The sequence below is a fragment of the Candidatus Zixiibacteriota bacterium genome (genome assembly GCA_014728145.1).
Lineage (GTDB): Bacteria > Zixibacteria > MSB-5A5 > JAABVY01 > JAABVY01 > WJMC01.
In genome coordinates this window covers 1-3532 of record WJMC01000152.1, presented here as the reverse complement: position 1 = coordinate 3532, position 3532 = coordinate 1, and the positions used below count along the sequence as shown (strand labels likewise).

The 3532-nt window shown below is 49.9% G+C and carries 2 protein-coding genes; both read right to left on the bottom strand.

All coding sequences use genetic code 11. The annotated features are described in order from the left end of the window. Nucleotides 1-120: 120 nt before the first annotated feature. The gene (gene serS, locus GF404_09140; GenBank protein MBD3382348.1) at nt 121-1392 is read right to left on the bottom strand and encodes a serine--tRNA ligase; all 1272 of its coding nucleotides are present in this window, start codon (nt 1390-1392) and stop codon (nt 121-123) included. Between the two features lies 1 nt (nt 1393). Beyond that, nucleotides 1394-3532: SDR family NAD(P)-dependent oxidoreductase (locus GF404_09135; GenBank protein ID MBD3382347.1), on the bottom strand; the 2139-nt coding region annotated here is incomplete at its 5' end.

Genomic DNA, 3532 nt, shown 5'->3' with positions numbered 1-3532 from the left:
TCTGATTATAATAGATAAACACAAATACAATAACTATGAAGCCGATGATCAAAAAAATCCGAAACGCCAGATTTGATCGAGCTGAAGCCGGCTTTAACGGCGCGCGAGTAAAGGGTTGCATCAGTCTATCTCTTTCATTCCGCCCAGGTATGCTTGCAGGACCTCCGGGACAAGAATCGTGCCCTTCTCGGTCTGGTAGTTTTCGATTATCGCGATCACCGTGCGTGGCAATGCCAGCCCGGAGCCGTTTAACGTATGACAAAACTGCGGTTTGGCTTTTTCCTCCGGCCGGAAACGCAGGTTCATGCGCCGGGCCTGAAAGTCAGCGTAGGTCGAACAGGACGAGACCTCCAAGTATTTGTCAACTCCGGCTGAATAGACTTCTATATCATAGCATTTCGCGGCCGCGAATGAGAGATCACCGGTACAAAGAATACGAATCCGGTAGGGCAGTTTGAGTGACTGCAAAATGAACTCGGCATCGGCCAGAAGCTTTTCCAGCTCAGAAGCTGAATTTTCGGGCCTGACAACTTTTACAAGCTCAACCTTATCGAACTGGTGAACCCGGATCAATCCCCGTGTGTCTTTACCGTGCGCTCCCGCCTCGCGACGGAAGCAGGGAGTGTAAGCCACGAAATATTTCGGGAGATCATCGGCAGACAAAATTTCCCCCGCGTGGATATTTGTAACCGGCACTTCGGCAGTTGGTATCAGATATCCCTCATCATCTTCCAGCGCGTACATATCTTCGGCCAGTTTGGGAAGCTGTCCGGTACCCGTCATTGTCTCGCGGGTTACGATAAAGGGCGGTGCGACTTCTTTGTAGCCATGTTTTTGCGTGTGAACATCGAGCATGTAATTGATCAATGCCCTTTCCAGGCGCGCCCCTACACCTGTAAACAGGATAAATCCCGATCCGGACAGTTTTGCGGCCGAGGGCAGGTCAAAAAGCCCCAGTTTCTCACCCAACTCCCAATGGGGAGCAGGTTTGAAATCAAACTTCGGCAGATCACCCCAGCTCCTGTAATCGAGATTATCATCTTCACTCTGGCCCACGGGAACACCCTCGAGCGGGACATTCGGTACTGTCAGCAATAGCGCTTTGAGGTCAGCTTCGACCTGGCGAAGTTCACTGTCAAATGCAGAGATTTCATCGGAGAGCTTTTTCATGGCTGCGATAATTTCGCCGGCATCTTCTCCCGCTTTCTTCAGCCGGCCGATTTCCTGCGAGGTCTTGTTACGCTCTGCTTTTTTACGTTCGACTTCGCCCAGAATTTCTTTACGGCGGTGATCCAGCGAGACTATCTGGTCTATATCCGCTTTTTCATTTTTATTCTCAGTCGATTGCTTTACCAGGTCGATGTTTTCCGTTATGAATTTGAGATCCAGCATATTATCTTTTCACCTCTTCGTTTTTTATGTACAGTGCCAGGGTGGGCGTGTAATTCGGTATTATCTCCTGCAGTTTCGTGATTATCCCGGAACGGTCAAGCTTTTGGCAGAGCAAACTGAGCTGATCGAGATGATCGCGGAGCCGGTCGGGATCGCAATGAGACGGTTCGGCAATCAGCATCTTGGGATGATCCGAGGAAACCAGGTTGTCCTCGGCAATAATCAGCTCTTCCTCAAGTTTTTCTCCCGGGCGCAGACCGATAAAGGAAATATCGATATCCTCATTTGGAACGAAGCCTGCCAGCGTAATCATATCCTTGGCCAGATCGACGATCTTAACCGGTTCACCCATCTTGAGCACCATCAACTGGCCGCTCTTGCCAACCGCGGAAGCTTCCAATACCAGCAGGGTGGCTTCACTGACGGTCATAAAATAACGAGTGATGCGGGGATCGGTAACTGTCACCGGACCGCCCATCTCTATCTGTTTGCGAAACAGGGGCACGACCGAGCCGACCGTATCGAGAACGTTTCCAAAGCGCACCACGATCACGCGCGTGAAGGGATTACCCGCAACACTACCAGCCAGAAGCTCGCAGGCTTTTTTCGACGCCCCCATCACCGAAGTCGGCGATACCGCTTTATCAGTCGAAATCAGAATAAAATGCGAAAGCTTGTAGCGTATCGCCAGTTCAAGCACGGTCCTGGTACCGAAGATATTGTTGTTTACGGCCTCTTCCGGAAAGACCTCCATCAGTGGAACTTGCTTGAAAGCGGCGGCGTGGTAGAGGATCTGGGGTTGATATTCCTCGAAGATCCTTTCCATTTTGGATAAATTATTTACATCCGCTACAATGAACTCTTTCTGAGCGCCGGTGTCATCTTTTAATTCCTGCTGAAGATCATAGAGACTGTTTTCAGCACGATCGATAATGACCAGTTTCTCCGGCTTGAAGTTGAGAATCTGCCGGCAGATCTCAGACCCAATCGATCCGGCCGCCCCGGTTACGAGAACGCGCTTTCCCTGAATGAACTCCGCGATCAAATCGATATTGAGATCTATCGGCTCACGTCCCAATAGATCGGTCACTCGGATTTCGCGTACCTGGTGCAGGTAAACCTGATCACCGATTATATCTTTTAATGGTGGTACGGTTTTGAAGCTTATCGTTAATTTCCGGCAGTTTTCAATAATCCGCCTCATCTGGCGATTAGTGGCCGAGGGGATGGCGATAATAATCTCCTCGATCATCTGTTTTTTGACAACTTCACCGATTTCGGTCTGATCCCCCAAAACCGGCACGCCATGAATAGTGATTCCCTTCTTGCGGACATCATCATCGATAAACCCGATCGGGCTGTAATTGAGCACGCGCGATCGTTTCATCTCGCGCACGATCATCTCTCCGGCATCACCCGCGCCAATAATCAGTACTCGTTTACCTGTACGCAAGAAATTGGGCATCAATTCGCGGCCCAGCCTGATCGCCAGTCGCAGGCCACCACTCAGTATAATCAAAAGCAGTGAATCAATAAGAAGCACCGAGCGCGGGAAGCTCCGGATCGGGATGAAGAAAATCGGAATAATCAACAGGACGGATCCAATTGCAACCGCCTTGATAATCTCGATCAGGTCGTCGATCGAGGCATAGCGGTAAAGACCCGAATAAACTTTGAAATATGCAAACAATGCGAAACGGACTATCACCACCATGAATACGGTGTTAAAGAATATATCATATTCAGCCGGCTGGACCTGCCCCCCGAAACGTAGTTGAAAAGCCCCCCAGTATGAAGCGATGATAAAGAAGAGATCCAAAGCCACTAAAAGCAACCGCTTCTGGCTGGCCAGGTTAGCGCTGTACTCTTCGCTTGTGAGCAGGCCCTCCGGCTGCAGGTACTTGAAGTGGATAAAGCGTCCGGAAATCATCAGAAACAACAGGATGATCCAGTAAACAAACACAACCAGGCGGGTTTCCTCGAGCGGAAAATCGGTGCTGTAGAGCAAAAACGCGAAGATCATTATCCCGACTGAAACAGCAGAGATAACTCTCGTAATTTCATTGAATAGCGCTTTGACCGGCTTGGGACGGTAGAATCCAAACGCGAAGAATATCGCCAGCCAGCACATTGTAACCAC

Excerpts from the sequence above, each read along its gene's own strand:
- serS (MBD3382348.1), bottom strand. The coding sequence starts at position 1,392 with ATGCTGGATCTCAAATTCATAACGGAAAACATCGACCTGGTAAAGCAA.